This is a genomic window from Pseudomonas sp. B19125 (assembly GCF_044218855.1).
GTDB classification, from domain to species: domain Bacteria; phylum Pseudomonadota; class Gammaproteobacteria; order Pseudomonadales; family Pseudomonadaceae; genus Aquipseudomonas; species Aquipseudomonas edaphica.
Map to the genome: position 1 here is coordinate 980,396 of NZ_CP162589.1, position 13,886 is coordinate 994,281.

A 13,886-nucleotide genomic window follows, 5' to 3' on the forward strand; every position below is an offset into this window, starting at 1 on the left:
CCATATGGACGACCGCCGAACTATAAGCGCCATCCTCCGCCGGGAGCAAGTCGCTCGGCCAATGAAGCTCAAATGTGGGAGCTGGCTTGCCTGCGATAGCGGCGGGCCAGTCAACTTATCCTTGGCTGAGCCACCGCCATCGCAGGCAAGCCAGCTCCCACATTGATTGAGTTGTGTCAGCGAGTGGCCAGGGCACCTTGGTACAGCACGGGGCCGGTGGGTTGTCCGGTGGGTGAGCCGCCTTGTGGCTCCAGGCTGACGGCGAGGGTCGCGGGTGCAGTCAACAGCGCCTGCTGTTCCTTGCTCAGCTGGATTCGGCCTTTACCCGAGCTCGGCACCAGGCCCAGGGAGACGGGTTTGCCACCGGCCGCAATGACCCACAGTTCCAGGGCACGCGTCGGCTCTACGGCGGCCAATGTGAGTGGCTCGACTTGCAGGTGATCGCCAAACGCCTGGACCTGCAACGCCGGTTGCTGGTTGGCAGCCACCAACGTGGCGTTGTATTCGGCGCCGATATCACGCTGATACAGCACGCCCACCAGCACTGCGACAACTACCGCACAGGCAGCGGCCAGCAGTCGGAAACTCATCCAGAATGGTTTCTTCGCCGGCACGTGCAGCACTTGCGGCTCAATGCGTGCCTTGATGCCTGCCCACACATGATCCGGCACCGGCCGCTCGGGCACGGCGCCAGTCAGGCTGGCGAGGGCATCCTGCCAATGGCCGAGTTCGACGCGCAGCGCGGCATCGTCCAGCAGCAGGTTTTCAAAGCGCCGACGGGCAGTGGCGGGCATCAGCCCGATGGCGTAATCGGCAGCGAGGGCGCGGCGCAGGGTGGTGGTTTGGTAGTTCATGATTCAAGGCACCTGCGCAGGCGCTCCATGCCGCGGCGAATCCAGGATTTGACCGAGCCCAGGGGCGCCGCCAAGTGGTCGGCCAGTTCCGAGCACGACAGGCCCTGGAAGTAAGCCACGGTAATCGATTGGCGTTGCATGCCGTCGAGGGTGTCGAGGCAGCGGTTGAGGGCGCGGGCTTCGCGCTCACTGTCGAGCTGTTCGTAGGCGCTGGGGCTGTCGTCGAGCATGGCGTCTTGCTGGCCCTCAGCTAATGGCTGTTCGCGGTGTTTGCGCAATTGGTCGATGGCCAGGTTGCGGGTGATGTTGACCATCCAGGTCATCGGCGCGGCCAAATGGGCCTCGTAGCGCGAAGCGTTGTACCAGATACGCACAAAGGCCTCCTGCAGCACTTCTTCGGCCAGGTCTGCGCGCCCCATGAAACGAAACGCGACACCGTGCAGCCGTGGCGAAACACTGCGGTAAAGGGTCTCGAACGCCTGTCGGTTGCCCAGGGCACATTGGGCCAGCAAGGGCTGCAACGGGTCAGCATCATGAATGGAAATAGGGCTTCTCCAGGCTCTCGTTCGAGGGCGACGGGACTGCGCACGGTAGGCAGAGGGTAGTCCAGCTTGAGCATTCATTCCATCCGACTCCGGGCGGCGCTTGTGGGATATACGCGCGCGGGGAACATTTGGATGCAGATTTTTCTGAACTAATCTGCAGGTGGGAACATTCCTTCGGGACTGTCAGTCAAACGCCTGCTTTTAGCTCCTACATTCAGAGGTTGTCTTGATGAAGATTTCACGCGGTTTTGCCCTGTCCTGCCTGTTGACCGTGGCCGCCAGCCCGGTGTTTGCCGCAGGTTTCAGCCTCGGTGACGTGGCCAATGCCGTCTCCGGTGCCCAGGGCAGCAACAACAAGGCGGCGGCTGCGGCGCCTAGCTCTGAGACCGCCGGCCTGCTGAGCGCCTTGACCTCGCAACTGAACATCACCCCCGAACAAGCCGTGGGCGGTACCGGCGCCATGCTGGGCCTGGCCAAGAACAAACTGAGCGGTACCGACTACTCGCAACTGGGCAAGAGTGTGCCGGGCCTGGATCAACTCTCGGGCAGCAACTCCCTGGGCAGCCTCGGCGCGTTGAGCGGGATGCTCGGCCAGAGCGGCGGCAGCAAGACCAGCGGCCTGGACGGGTTGTTGGGTAACGTGAAGAGCACCAACGACCTGAACACCGCCTTCAGCGCGTTGGGCATGGACAGCGGCATGGTCAGCCAATTTGCCCCGGTGATCCTCAAGTACCTGGGCGGCCAGGGCGCCAGCGAATCGGTGCTGGGCAAGCTGGCCTCGGCCTGGGGTACTGGCAGCTAAAGCGACTCTGCGCGCAGTTGTGCGATGCGCGCATCCTTCTCCATCCAGAGCTGGTTCACCCAGTTCTGGACGGTCTGGCGAAACGCCGGGTCATTCTCGTAATCCCCTTGCCACAACGCCGGGTCCAGCTCACGGGTGCGGATATCAATGATCACCTTGGGCACTGTGCCGCAGATCAAGTCCCAGAACCCCGGGATCTTCTGCTGCGGGTAGACCACCGTCACGTCGAGGACCGCGTCCAATTGCTCACCCATGGCCGCCAGCACAAACGCCACGCCACCCGCTTTGGGCTTGAGTAAGCGGGCAAATGGCGAATCCTGCTGCTTGCGCTTGGCCTCGCTGAACCGTGTGCCCTCCAGATAATTGACCACCGTCACCGGTTGGCGCTTGAACAGCTCGCACGCCTGCTTGGTGATCTTCAAATCCTGGCCCGCCAGTTCCGGGTGTTTGGCCAGAAAGGCCTTGGTGTAGCGCTTCATGAACGGGTAATCCAGCGCCCACCAGGCCAGGCCCAGGAAGGGCACCCAGATCAGCTCTTTTTTCAGGAAGAATTTGAAGAACGGCGTACGCCGGTTGAGTGCCTGGATCAGTGCGGGAATATCGACCCAGGATTGGTGATTGCTGATCACCAGGTAAGACGTATCGCCGCGCAGTTCGTCGCCGCCACGAATGTCCCATTGGGTGGGGATGCACAGCGCGAAAATCAGTTTGTCGATCTCGGCCCAGGTCTCGGCGATCCACATCACGGCCCAAGAGGCGTAGTCGCGAAAGCGGCCGGGCGCTACCAGCTTGAGCAGGGCAAACACCATCAACGGGCCGAACAGCACCAGGGTGTTGAGCAATAACAGCAGTGTGACAAAACAGCCGGTGAGCAGGCGGCGCATAAGTAACTCTTGGAATCGGGTGGGCGGGTCATGATAAGCAAGCTGAGTCTAGAGGCCAAATCGCAAATTGCTGCACGAATGTGAGCTGACGCGGAGCGTCCAGAGCTGCATTGCCACGCAGAGCGTGGGAACGATCTAACTAAACAACGCTTTTGCGGTCTAGAATCCGCCTACTTCTTTCCAAGGAAATCACTTCGTGAAACTGCTCCTTGCCTTACTCGCCCTGGCTGCCGTGCCTGTCATGGCCGCCGAACCGACCCTCTACGGTCGCTACGAATACATCCAACTGCCGGAGATCGGCCAAACCTTCAAGGCCAAGATGGACACCGGCGCGCTGACCGCTTCGCTGTCGGCCCGCGATATCGAAACCTTCCAGCGCGATGGCGACGACTGGGTGCGCTTCCGCCTCGGCGGCAAGGACGCCAGCGACAAGGTCTACGAACACAAAGTCTCGCGCATCAGCAAAATCAAAAGCCGCGCCGATGAAGACGAGGACAAGGACGAAGCCACCGTGGCCAAGCGCCCGGTGATCGACCTGGAAATGTGCCTGGGCAACGTCAAGCGCACCGTCGAGGTCAACCTCACTGACCGCAGCAGTTTCAACTACCCGTTGCTGATCGGCGCCAAGGCCCTGCGTGAGTTCGGCGCGGCGGTTAACCCGGCCCGTCGTTACACTGCCGACAAACCGGACTGCTGATCGAGCCTATGCCGCACATCCTGATTGTCGAAGACGAAGCGGCGATAGCCGACACGCTGATCTTTGCCCTGCAAGGCGAGGGGTTCACCACTACCTGGCTGAGCCTTGGCCAGGAGGCGCTGGCGCATCAACGCCAGACGCCTGCCGACCTGATCATCCTCGACATCGGCCTGCCGGACATCACCGGCTTTGAGACGTGCAAGCAACTTCGCCGCTTCAGTGAAGTGCCGGTGATGTTCCTCAGTGCGCGCGACGGCGAGATTGACCGGGTGGTGGGCCTGGAGATCGGCGCCGACGATTATGTGGTCAAGCCGTTCAGCCCACGGGAAGTGGCGGCGCGGGTTCGGGCGATTCTCAAACGCGTCAGCCCAGGTGCCGCGCCGGCCGTGTTTCAGGTCGACCTGGAGCGCATGCAGATCAGTTATCGCGGCCAGGCTTTGAGCCTTACGCGGCATGAATTCCGCCTGCTGCAAAGCTTGCTGGAGCAGCCCGAGCGGGTGTTCAGCCGCGAGCAATTGCTCGACGCGGTGGGCGTGCCGGCCGATGCCGGCTACGAGCGCAATATCGACAGCCATATCAAAAGCCTGCGCAGCAAACTGCGGGGCATTGCGGCGGATGCCGAGCCGATCCAGACCCATCGTGGCCTCGGCTACAGCTACAGCCCGAGCCACAGCTGATGCGCCTGGGGCTGCGGATCTTCCTGGTGTATGCGCTGTTTATCGGCCTCACCGGTTACTTTGTGCTCAACACGGTGATGAAGGAAATCCGCCCCGGCGTGCGCCAGTCCACCGAAGAAACTTTGGTGGACACGGCGAACCTGCTGGCTGAGATCCTGCGCGATGACGTAAAAAATCATACCCTCGGCCAAAGCCACTGGCCTGAGTTGCTCAAGGCCTACGGCAATCGCCAGCCCGGCGCGACCATCTGGGGCCTGCCGAAAAACCAGGTTAACCACCGCATCTACGTGACCGACGCCAACGGCATCGTGCTGCTCGATTCCACGGGCGAAGCGGTGGGGCAGGACTATTCACGGTGGAACGACGTGTACCTCACCTTGCGGGGTGAGTACGGCGCCCGTTCCACCCGCAGCGAGCTGGACGATCCCACTTCGTCGGTGATGCACGTGGGCGCGCCGATCCGCGACAACGGCCAGATCATCGGTGTGGTCACGGTGGCCAAACCCAATAGCTCGTTACAGCCCTATGTGGATCGCACCGAGAACCGCTTGCTGTGGTACGGCGCCGGGTTGGTGGTGTTGGGCCTGCTGCTGGGCGCATTGCTGTCGTGGTGGCTGAGCGTGGCGCTGCATCGGCTTACGGCGTATGCACAGGCGGTGAGCGAAGGGCGCCGGGCCGAGTTGCCGCATTACCGGGGCGGCGAACTCAAGCAATTGTCCACCGCTGTGGAGCACATGCGCACGCAGCTGGAGGGCAAGGCCTACGTCGAACATTATGTGCACACCCTGACCCACGAATTGAAAAGCCCCTTGGCCGCCATTCGCGGCGCGGCGGAGTTGTTGCAGGGCGATATGAGCCGTGAGCAGCAGCAGCGTTTTATCGGCAATATCGACAGCGAAAGCGCGCGCTTGCAGCAGTTGATCGAGCGGTTGCTCAATCTTGCCCAGGTGGAGCAGCGCCAGGGTTTGGAAGAACAGACCCGCATGCCGTTGGCGGCCCTGGTCGAGGAAGTAATCAAGGCTCAATGTGCGCGAATCGAAGGCGCTGACCTGCACGTTGAACAGACGATAGCGCCCGATGTGAAGGTCTTCGGTGAACCTTTCCTGCTGCGCCAGGCGCTGGGCAACCTGCTGGATAACGCCTTGGACTTCACACCGCCGGGCGGCACCTTGCGCTTCAGCGCACAGACGCACCATAACGACGTGCAGGTCAGCCTGTTCAATCAGGCCGCGCCGATTCCCGACTATGCCTTGCCGCGCCTGAGCGAGCGTTTCTACTCATTGCCGCGCCCGGTCAGTGGGCGCAAAAGCACGGGCCTGGGCCTCAACTTTGTCGAGGAAGTGATGAAGCTGCACGGCGGCGCGTTGCAGATCGGCAATGTGCAAGGCGGCGTGCAGGTGGTGCTGCATCTCCACACAGTCTCCACAGTGCCCACATAAATCTCCCACAGGCGCGGTTCACGCTCTGCCCATCCAAACAGGGAGAGCCCCATGAACCGAAGCCTGCTGTTCAAACTTGGCGCCATTGCGCTGCTGATGCTGCTGTTGCTGATTCCGCTGCTGATGATCAACGGCATCATCAGCGACCGCCAGCAACTGCGCGACGGCGTATTGATGGACATCGCCCGCAGCTCCAGCTACAGCCAGCGCATTACCGGCCCGGTCATGGTGGTGCCGTATCGCAAGACCGTGCGCGAGTGGAAACTCAATGAAAAGCTCAACAAACGCTACGAGGAAACCCGTGAAGAGCGCGGCCGTCTATATTTTTTGCCGGACCGCTTTGAACTCGACGGCAAGGTGCAAACCGAACTGCGATCGCGTGGCATCTACCAGGCGCGACTGTTCCATGCAGACAACCGCATCAGTGGGCGTTTCGAGTTGCCAGCGCAGTTGGGCATTACAGAAAACTTTGCCGATTACCGTTTCGAGCCTGCGTTTCTGGCGGTGGGTATCAGCGATATTCGTGGCATCGAAAACGCCCTGAAGCTTGAGCTGGGCAGCCAGCGCCTGGCGTTCTCGCCAGGCTCGCAAGTGGACTGGTTGGGCGAGGGCGTGCATGTGACGCTGCCCGCGCAGGACAGCAAACAACCGAGCGTGGTGGACTTCGCTTTTGACCTGCGCCTGCAGGGCACCGAACAGTTGCAAGTGGTGCCGGTGGGCAAGACCAGCCAGGTGTCACTCGCGTCCAACTGGCCGCACCCCAGTTTTATCGGCAACTTCCTGCCGGCGCAGCGAGAGGTCACTGACAAGGGCTTCAGCGCCAATTGGCAGACTTCGTTTTTCTCCACCAACCTCGAACAAGCCCTGCAAACCTGCCTGGACCGCCAGGGCTGTGAAGACTTCACCAACCGCAGCTTTGGCGTGAACTTCATCGACCCGGTGGACCAGTACCTCAAGAGCGACCGCGCGATCAAATACGCGCTGCTGTTTATCGCCCTGACGTTTGCCGGTTTCTTCCTCTTCGAAGTACTGAAGAACCTCGCGGTACACCCGATTCAGTACGCGTTGGTGGGCTTCGCGTTGGCGTTCTTTTACCTGCTGCTGTTGTCGTTGTCCGAACACTTGGGTTTTGCGTTGGCCTACCTGATCTCGGCGAGTGCCTGTGTATTGTTGATCGGTTTTTACGTGTGCCATGTGCTGCGCAGTGTTGTGCATGGCCTGGGCTTTTCGGCGGGGTTGGCGGCGTTGTATGGCTTGTTGTACGGGCTGCTGAGCGCTGAAGATTACGCGCTGCTGATGGGCTCGCTGCTGCTGTTCGGGCTGCTGGGTACGGTGATGGTGCTGACGCGCAAACTGGATTGGTATGGCGTGGGCAAGCGCAAAGGTGGGGAGGTGGCGCAATGATTGGGTTGCGTGAAGATCAGCAGGTGCGCGCGCAATTGGTCGGAAAAATCAATGCGTTATTTTATGCGGCAAATGGGCTTTGTGTGGCGAGCGGGCTTGCCCCGCGTTGGGCTGCGCAGCAGCCCCAAAACCTGCCACAGGGGCGTTTCTGGTACACCGCGTTTTGCTTGACTGGGGCCGCTTCGCGGCCCAACGCGGGGCAAGCCCGCTCGCCACAAGGGATCGTGTTTCATCCCGTTAGAGCGGTGGCTGAGTCTCCAGCATCGAAGGCCGTTGGCTGACCTCGGCATACCAGTCGGCAAGCTTGGGGTTGCTGGCGCGCCATTGCAGGTCGGGGTGGCGAAAGTCCAGGTAACCCAGGGCGCAGGCCACGCTGATGGCGGCGATGTCGAAGTGGCTGGCCAGTTCGGCAATCGCATCGCTTTCCAGCTCGGCGAGGGTGCGGTGGATCTTGTTGCGCTGCTCCTCCAGCCATTGGTCCCAGTGTTTTTCTGCCGGGCGCATGGCGGTCTCGTAACGCACCAGCACGGCGGCATCCATGATGCCGTCGGCCATCGAGGCGAGGGTGAGGCGGCGCCAGCGGGCCGAGCCGTCACGCGGGATCAGCGGGTTGCCGACGTGCTGGTGGTCGAAGTAATCGAGGATCACCCGGCTGTCGTGCAGCACCGAACCATCGGCCAGGCGCAGGGCCGGGATCTTGCCCACGGGGTTGTCCTGCACCACCTGTGCGTCGGGGTTGACCGGCGTCGGCATGCAGCCATGCAAGGCCACGCGGTGCTGCTGGCCGGTCTCGATCAGCAGCACGCGGACTTTGCGAACAAAGGGTGAAGCGGGGTTGTGAAACAAGGTCATGCTGGGCGCGGACATGGGCATTCCTCGGAAATGGCAGGGCTAGCCTAGTAGGATTGTGGTTGTTTTTGAAGGCCCTATCGCAGCGGTGCGACGACTCGACAAGCCAGCTCCCACACTTGACTACGTACACACATCAACCTGTGGGAGCTGGCTTGCCTGCGATGAGGCCTTCAGCCACGCCGCTTGAGCAAGGCCCAAGCCCCAATGGCAGCAGGAACACCCAACCCCACCCAACTCAACGAATCCCACAGCCCGTCACCCAACAGCGCCGCAAACAACCCGGCAGCGCTGAGCAGGCCAATCCCCAGCGGAATGCCAAACACCTTCCAGAAACTCGATTGGCGCGGCTTCATGACTTGGCCGCCTTGCGCCGCACAATCCACAGGTAAACACCGCTGCCCAACACGATGATGGTCAGTACATCCAGCACCGCCCAGAGGATCTTCATCGGCAGGCCGCCATAGTCGCCAAAGTGCAGCGGCTGGGACATGCCCATGGCGTCCATGTACCACGGCCGTTCGGCGATGGCGGTGACGGCCAGGGTGCTGGCGTCGATCAGCACCGGCGTGAGCAGGTGTGAGGTCAGATGCGTGCTGCCCTTCATGAACACCGCGTAGTGGTGTTCGCTGGAAAAGCGCGTACCGGGGAAGGCGATAAAGTCCGGCTCCATGCCGGGCGCGGCCTTGGCGGCGATGCTCAGCAGTTCGGTGGCCGGTGCGCGTTGGGTCAGCGGCGGCGCGTTTTTGTACGGCTCGATCATGGCGCTGAGGCTGTCCTGGCGCCAGGCGGCGATGATCAAATCGGCGCAGGCGCTGATCACGCCGGTGACACCCACCACCAGCGCCCAGGTCAGCGTGACCACGCCGATCAGGTTGTGCAGGTCGAGCCAGCGCAGACGGGTGGATTTGTCTTTACGCACGGTGGCGAACTTCAATCGGCGCATAAACGGCAGGTACAGCACCGTACCCGAGACAATTGCCACCACAAACAGAATGCCCATGAACGCCAGCAGCAACTTGCCTGGCAGCCCGGCGAACATATCCACGTGCAAGCGCAGCAGGAACAGGGTCAACCCGCCATTGGCCGCCGGGGTTTCCACGGCCTCACCGGTGCGCGCATCCAGCATGAAGGTGTGGGACGAGTTGGGCTCGGTGCCGGCCGTGGCAGCCATGATCGCGATCACACCGTTTTTGTCGTCTTCGTCCCACGCCAGGTACTGCATGGCCTCGCCGGGGCGATGGGCCTGGGCTTTGGCCACCAACTGCTCAAGGTTCAGCTGCGGCGTGTCGGCGGGCATCTGTGCCAGTTCCGGCTCGTTGCCCAGCAGGTGGTCGATCTCGTGGTGAAACACCAACGGCAGGCCGGTGAGGGCGAGCAGCAGCAGAAATACCGTGCAGATCAGGCTGGTCCAGGTGTGGATGAAGGACCAGCGGCGGATGGTTTTGCTTTTCATTTTCTAGCCTTCAGACACACCGAAGCCGCCCACAGGGGCGGCCCGGTTGTTAACTCAGCCGATTACCACTGATAGGTGGCGCTGGCGACGACGCTACGTTGGTCGCCGAAGTAGCAGTAGGACCCGTCACACGTGGAGATGTAGTCCTTGTTGAACAGGTTGGTGGCGTTGAGTTTCACCGAGGCGCCTTTGAGGCTGTTATCAAGCCGGCCAAGGTCGTAATGCACAGCGCCGTCGAACACGGTGTAGGCGTTGGCCTTGCCCAGCCACGTGTTGCCTTGGTCACCGTAGGTGTTGCCGGTGTAGCGGGCGCCAAAGCCAATGCCAAAACCATCGAGCACGCCGTTGTGCCAGGTGTAGTCAGTCCACAGCGAGGCTTGCTGGTTGGGCATCAACTGCAGGCGGTTGCCTTCGAAGTTGCCTTTTTGCACTTCGGATTTGGCCAGGGTGTACGCGGCGATCACCTTAAGGTTTTCGGTCACGTCAGACACCGCTTCCAGCTCCAGGCCTTTGACTTTGACTTCGCCGGTCTGGTCGGTGACCGACTGGCCGCCTGCGCCGGTGCTGGTGACGAGCACGTTTTTCTGGGTCAGGTCATACACTGCCGCACTCAGCAAGGTGTTGGAGCCGGGCGGTTGGTATTTGATACCCAGTTCCCATTGCTTGCCTTCGGTGGGCTTGTACGACTGGAGTGGGTCGACGCTGGCGTTGCTGGCTGGTTGGAATGACTCGGCGTAGGACAGGTAGGGCACAAAGCCTGAGTCGAACACATAGCTCAGTGCTGCATTGCCACTGAAGTTCTTGCTACGGTCGGTATTGGTCACATCGTTCTTATTGAAGTAGGTTGTGCCTTGATGCACCCAGTCCTCACGCCCGCCCACGGTCAGGCGCCATTTGTCCAAAGCCATCTGGTCTTGTGCATAGAGGCCGGTCTGCACGGTTTTCTGGTTGTAGTCGTAGTACGCGGTGGAGCGGGCCGGACGCACGACCGGCGTGGTGTTGACAGGGTTGAAGATGTTCACGCGCCCCGCGCTATCGTAGATCGACAGGTATGAGGTATCGGTGCTCTGGTGGTCCAGGCCCAGCAGCAAGGTGTGGGTGACGTCACCGGTAGCGAAGTCGGCCTGGAAGTTGTTGTCGACCGCGAATTGGCCAATGTTCTCGTCAACGTTGGTGGAGGTGCGGTCGATATTGCCGGCAGCGTCAACCGGATAGTAGGCATAGGCGCCGACTGTCAATTGCTGGAATGACAACTCCGACTTGGTGTAGCGCAGATTCTGCTTGAACTGCCAGGTATCGTTGAAACGATGCTCGAAGGCATAGCCCAACGCGTAGTAGGTGCGGTCGTAGTACTCGTAATCCGGGTCGCCCAGGTTTTTGTGGTGGGAGACTTTGCCCAGTGGAGAGTCGATTTTGGTGCCAACAATCGGCAAAAACTGGCTGGTGGCGCCAGTATCGTCGCGGGTGAACTGCGACAGGAAAGTCAGCTTGGTATCCGGGTCGATATTCCAGGTCAGGCTCGGCGCAATGTTGTAGCGCTTGTTGTCGATGTGATCGATCTGAGTGCCGGCATCGCGCACCACGCCACTGAGGCCATACAGAAACTGCCCTTCATCATCGATCTTGCCGGTGCTGGCGAAGTTGATCTGGCGGTAGTTGTCACTGCCGTATTGCACCTGGATGGCGCTGCTTTGTTCTGCGCTGGGACGGCGGCTGACCATGTCCAGCAGGCCGCCCGGCGGCGTTTGGCCGTAGACCGACGAGGCCGGGCCACGCAGCAGGGCGAGGCGGTCGAGGTTCCAGGTTTCGGCTTTGGGGTTGGCGTACACGCCGCGTGGCAGTGGCAGTCCGTCGAGGAATTGCGTGGGTTCGAAGCCGCGCACGCGCATCCAGTCATAGCGGGTGTCGCTGCCGTAGCTGGCGGACACGATGCCGGGCATGTATTTAACCGCGTCATCCAGGTTCTGGACGTTGCGGTCCTGCATCTGCTCACGGGTGGCGATGGAGATCGAGCGCGGGGCTTCGACCAGCGCGGTGTCGGTCTTGGTGCCGGCGGCGGTGCGCTTGGCCAGGTAGCCGTCGACTGGCCCCCAGGCGCTTTCATCGCTGCCCTGGGCAATGATGCTGGTCTCTGGCAACGCCACGACACCTTCCGGGACAGGCACCAGCGTAAACGTCCCGGCACTGCTTTGCTCCAATTGCAACCCGGTGCCACGCAACGCCTCGCGCAACGCGGCCTGGGCATCGAATTGGCCTTTGACCGGTGCTGAGGTCTTGCCCGCTGCCAGCGAAGGGTTCAGCGTCAGGGCCAGGCCCGACTGGCTGGCGATCTGGTTCAGGGTGCTCGCCAATGGCGCAGCCGGCAGGTTGTAGGCGCGCACGTTGCTAGCCTGTTCGGCGGCGATCAGCGCGGTGCTCGTCAGCGGGGCGCTGAGGGCAATGGCCATGGCTAACAGGCTGGGGCGCAACAAGGTGTCTAGCGTGCGGGACATGGGGCGGCTCCTGAATGAAAATATTTCTCAATTGCCTAGGTGCCGGATGAGAATCAGAAAGTGATAGGGCTGGGTGAAAATATTTTTCTGAGGTGGCTTTGAGGGCCTCATCGCAGGCAAGCCACCTCCCACCTTTAACGGTGTTCACAATTCCAAAGGTGGGAGCTCGCGTGCCTGCGAAGGCGATCGGCCAGGCACTGAAAAACCTAAGGCTTAGCCTTCACGGTCACCCACCACGGCGTGTGCTGCTCGATCTGCACCGGCAAGGTCGGCAGCAGGGCATTCAGCGCCAGGGTGGTGTCGTGCAGCGGGAAGCTGCCGGTGATGCGCAGGTCGGCCACGGCTTTATCCACGCCCAGGTAGCCGGTGCGGTAACGACTCAGCTCGGCAACCACATCGCCCAGGCGCGCGTTGTCGACCACCAGCATGCCGCGTGTCCAGGCGTCTGCGGCGGGTTCGACCACCCGCGCAGGGCCGAGGCCGTCGCTGCGCATCAGCACTTGTTGGCCTTGCTTGAAAATCTGCTCCTGATGCAGCGCCTCAGGCTGGGCGGCCACGGCAGACTGCAGCACGCTCAGGCGCGTGGCGTCGTCTTCGCGCTTGACGATAAACCGCGTACCCAGGGCTCGCAGGCTGCCATCACGGGTTTTCACATAGAACGGTCGGGCATCGTTGTGGCCGGTTTCGACCAGGATTTCGCCTTCCTGCAACACGATCAGCCGGCGTTTTTCATCGAAGCGCACGTCAATGGCGCTGTGGGTGTTGAGGTTGATCAGCGTGCCGTCGGCCAGCTTAAGCGTGCGTTGCTCGCCGGTAGCGGTGCGCTGGTCGGCCAGCCAATAGTGGATTGGCACGTAACGCTCACCGGCAAACAGCGCCAGGCCGATCACCAGCGCGATGCTGGCCAAACCGCCGCCCAACTTGCGCACGCGCTGGCGAATGCCTTGGCGTGACTGCAACAGCGCCGCGCGCGCCGGGCCAGAAGCTACGCTGAAGCGCTGGTCGAGCATGCCCAGCTGACGCCAGGCGCGTGCGTGTTCTTCATCACTGGCCAGCCATTTGGCGAACTCTTCCTGTGCAACCAGGCTGCCGTCGCCTGAGCCCAGCGAGAGTTGCCAGGCAATCGCCGCATCCAGCACGCGGGCGGTGACCGGTTTGGAGCCTGTCACAGCGGCTCGCCATACAGTGCGATGTAGCACTGGCGAATGCCTTGGGCCAGGTACTGGCGCACACGTGGCACCGACACACCCAGGCGCTGGGCGATTTCGGCGTGGCCCAGGCCGTCGAGGCGGTTATAGAGGAAGGCAGCGCGTGCCTTGCTCGACAGTTTGCCGAGCAGGCGGTCGATGGCCTTGAGGTCTTCGAGGATCAGTTGCTGTGCTTCGGGCGAGGGGTGTTCGCTTTCCGGGATCAGCATCAGCTCGCTGAGGTACGCCTGCTCCAGCGCCGCGCGGCGGAAGTAGTCGAACAGCAAGCCTTTGGCGATGGCCACCAGGAACGCACGTGGCTCGCGCGGTTCGCGCAGCTCGTCCCGGCCCAGCAGGCGTATGAAGGTGTCCTGGCTCAAGTCTTCGGCGCGGCTCGGGCAGGCCACATTGCGTCGCAGCCACGCCAACAGCCAGCCACGATGGTCGCGATACAACGCGCCAACAAGCTCACTGTGTGGGGTTTGGACCGACGACAAGGCATCACCGAATAAACAAGGGGTTTAAACTAACGAGAATTATTCGCGATTGTGTCAGAGGCAGGGAGTGGGCGCAATTGGCGTCTGTCGGGCGATCGTTCCC

Annotated in this window: 14 protein-coding genes; 5 read left to right on the forward strand and 9 right to left on the reverse strand. The window is 61.7% G+C overall.

Translation table 11 applies throughout. From position 1 onward, the window contains the following. Window positions 1-176: 176 nt before the first annotated feature. A complete protein-coding gene (locus tag AB4P96_RS04375) occupies window positions 177-854 on the reverse strand; it encodes an anti-sigma factor domain-containing protein (protein WP_017137998.1) in 678 nt (225 codons plus the stop codon). Then, on the reverse strand, window positions 851-1,477 hold the full coding sequence (locus tag AB4P96_RS04380) for a sigma-70 family RNA polymerase sigma factor (RefSeq protein WP_017137999.1): 627 nt from the start codon (window positions 1,475-1,477) through the stop codon (window positions 851-853). The genes AB4P96_RS04375 and AB4P96_RS04380 overlap by 4 nt, the downstream gene beginning before the upstream one ends. A 151-nt stretch (window positions 1,478-1,628) precedes the next feature. Here AB4P96_RS04380 and AB4P96_RS04385 point away from each other — a divergent pair, with 151 nt between their 5' ends. Then, complete coding sequence (locus AB4P96_RS04385) at window positions 1,629-2,201, forward strand: DUF2780 domain-containing protein (protein WP_017138000.1); 573 nt, start codon at window positions 1,629-1,631, stop codon at window positions 2,199-2,201. Here the strand turns inward: AB4P96_RS04385 and AB4P96_RS04390 are convergent. Further along, window positions 2,198-3,085 carry an acyltransferase gene (locus AB4P96_RS04390; protein WP_017138001.1) on the reverse strand — a complete coding sequence of 296 codons (888 nt, stop codon included), beginning with the start codon at window positions 3,083-3,085 and terminating at the stop codon, window positions 2,198-2,200. The two genes, AB4P96_RS04385 and AB4P96_RS04390, sit on opposite strands and share 4 nt — an antisense overlap. A 196-nt stretch (window positions 3,086-3,281) precedes the next feature. Between AB4P96_RS04390 and AB4P96_RS04395 the strand changes: the two genes are divergently transcribed. The 4 genes from AB4P96_RS04395 to creD are packed head-to-tail and all read left to right on the forward strand — an operon-like array spanning window position 3,282 to window position 7,302. Continuing rightward, window positions 3,282-3,782: an ATP-dependent zinc protease gene (locus tag AB4P96_RS04395; protein ID WP_138452293.1), complete on the forward strand. Its 501-nt coding sequence runs from the start codon at window positions 3,282-3,284 to the stop codon at window positions 3,780-3,782. A gap of 8 nt (window positions 3,783-3,790) precedes the next feature. Next, the gene (gene creB / locus AB4P96_RS04400; protein WP_017138003.1) at window positions 3,791-4,459 is read left to right on the forward strand and encodes a two-component system response regulator CreB; all 669 of its coding nucleotides are present in this window, start codon (window positions 3,791-3,793) and stop codon (window positions 4,457-4,459) included. After that, window positions 4,459-5,898 (forward strand): two-component system sensor histidine kinase CreC, encoded by a 1,440-nt coding sequence (gene creC / locus AB4P96_RS04405; RefSeq protein WP_177034678.1) that lies wholly within the window; start codon window positions 4,459-4,461, stop codon window positions 5,896-5,898. The genes creB and creC overlap by 1 nt, the downstream gene beginning before the upstream one ends. Before the next feature lie 51 nt (window positions 5,899-5,949). Further along, entirely contained in the window at window positions 5,950-7,302 is a 1,353-nt protein-coding gene (creD, locus tag AB4P96_RS04410; RefSeq protein ID WP_236460403.1) for a cell envelope integrity protein CreD, read from the forward strand. A 237-nt stretch (window positions 7,303-7,539) separates the two neighbouring features. Here creD and AB4P96_RS04415 read toward each other — a convergent pair whose 3' ends face one another. The 6 genes from AB4P96_RS04415 to AB4P96_RS04440 form a co-directional block, all read right to left on the reverse strand. Beyond that, window positions 7,540-8,169 (reverse strand): glutathione S-transferase family protein, encoded by a 630-nt coding sequence (locus tag AB4P96_RS04415; RefSeq protein ID WP_138452291.1) that lies wholly within the window; start codon window positions 8,167-8,169, stop codon window positions 7,540-7,542. A 155-nt stretch (window positions 8,170-8,324) separates the two neighbouring features. Then, the gene (locus tag AB4P96_RS04420) at window positions 8,325-8,507 is read right to left on the reverse strand and encodes a hypothetical protein (protein ID WP_017138007.1); all 183 of its coding nucleotides are present in this window, start codon (window positions 8,505-8,507) and stop codon (window positions 8,325-8,327) included. Next, complete coding sequence (locus AB4P96_RS04425) at window positions 8,504-9,607, reverse strand: PepSY domain-containing protein (RefSeq protein ID WP_017138008.1); 1,104 nt, start codon at window positions 9,605-9,607, stop codon at window positions 8,504-8,506. Before AB4P96_RS04425 ends, AB4P96_RS04420 begins: the two co-directional genes overlap by 4 nt. A 62-nt stretch (window positions 9,608-9,669) precedes the next feature. Next, complete coding sequence (locus tag AB4P96_RS04430) at window positions 9,670-12,099, reverse strand: TonB-dependent siderophore receptor (RefSeq protein WP_395600536.1); 2,430 nt, start codon at window positions 12,097-12,099, stop codon at window positions 9,670-9,672. Window positions 12,100-12,305: 206 nt separating this feature from the next. Beyond that, a complete protein-coding gene (locus tag AB4P96_RS04435; RefSeq protein WP_395600537.1) occupies window positions 12,306-13,268 on the reverse strand; it encodes a FecR domain-containing protein in 963 nt (320 codons plus the stop codon). Continuing rightward, window positions 13,265-13,783: an RNA polymerase sigma factor gene (locus AB4P96_RS04440; RefSeq protein ID WP_017138011.1), complete on the reverse strand. Its 519-nt coding sequence runs from the start codon at window positions 13,781-13,783 to the stop codon at window positions 13,265-13,267. Before AB4P96_RS04440 ends, AB4P96_RS04435 begins: the two co-directional genes overlap by 4 nt. Window positions 13,784-13,886: the final 103 nt, after the last annotated feature.

Coding starts and splice junctions, on each gene's coding strand:
- AB4P96_RS04380 (WP_017137999.1), bottom strand. CDS start 1,477: ATGAATGCTCAAGCTGGACTACCCTCTGCCTACCGTGCGCAGTCCCGT.
- creC (WP_177034678.1), top strand. CDS start 4,459: ATGCGCCTGGGGCTGCGGATCTTCCTGGTGTATGCGCTGTTTATCGGC.
- creD (WP_236460403.1), top strand. CDS start 5,950: ATGAACCGAAGCCTGCTGTTCAAACTTGGCGCCATTGCGCTGCTGATG.
- AB4P96_RS04415 (WP_138452291.1), bottom strand. CDS start 8,169: ATGTCCGCGCCCAGCATGACCTTGTTTCACAACCCCGCTTCACCCTTT.
- AB4P96_RS04375 (WP_017137998.1), bottom strand. CDS start 854: ATGAACTACCAAACCACCACCCTGCGCCGCGCCCTCGCTGCCGATTAC.
- AB4P96_RS04390 (WP_017138001.1), bottom strand. CDS start 3,085: ATGCGCCGCCTGCTCACCGGCTGTTTTGTCACACTGCTGTTATTGCTC.
- AB4P96_RS04430 (WP_395600536.1), bottom strand. CDS start 12,099: ATGTCCCGCACGCTAGACACCTTGTTGCGCCCCAGCCTGTTAGCCATG.
- AB4P96_RS04420 (WP_017138007.1), bottom strand. CDS start 8,507: ATGAAGCCGCGCCAATCGAGTTTCTGGAAGGTGTTTGGCATTCCGCTG.
- AB4P96_RS04425 (WP_017138008.1), bottom strand. CDS start 9,607: ATGAAAAGCAAAACCATCCGCCGCTGGTCCTTCATCCACACCTGGACC.
- AB4P96_RS04385 (WP_017138000.1), top strand. CDS start 1,629: ATGAAGATTTCACGCGGTTTTGCCCTGTCCTGCCTGTTGACCGTGGCC.
- creB (WP_017138003.1), top strand. CDS start 3,791: ATGCCGCACATCCTGATTGTCGAAGACGAAGCGGCGATAGCCGACACG.